Annotated in this window: 1 pseudogene; it reads left to right on the forward strand. The window is 53.1% G+C overall.

What is annotated here, in order from left to right:
- Window positions 1-37 precede the first annotated feature (37 nt).
- Window positions 38-254, forward strand: a pseudogene (locus tag EXE41_RS18880) (IS1595 family transposase); the annotation flags it as partial.

The raw sequence follows: 254 nt of genomic DNA on the forward strand, positions 1-254 counted from the left end.
CCGTATAATCACACTCAGACAGTTCTAATCTGGCAATATGCCTTCTGCTCAGCCAGTGTTTGGTGGGATGTTTCGGCAGTTGATCGAGCTCGGAGTTATCGAGATCAACATCGAGCCGCTCGATGCCCGCATCGAGCGGCGGCTCAAGCAGTTCTGGGAGAATACCTCCTGTCCTCGCTGCGGTCGCCAGAGCATTATGACGTGGGAGAAACACGACCGAGTTCGGTGCCGTAATTGCGAATTTAAGCCAGTAT

The sequence above is a fragment of the Halorubrum sp. SD690R genome (assembly GCF_005435035.1).
GTDB classification, from domain to species: Archaea; Halobacteriota; Halobacteria; order Halobacteriales; family Haloferacaceae; genus Halorubrum; species Halorubrum ezzemoulense.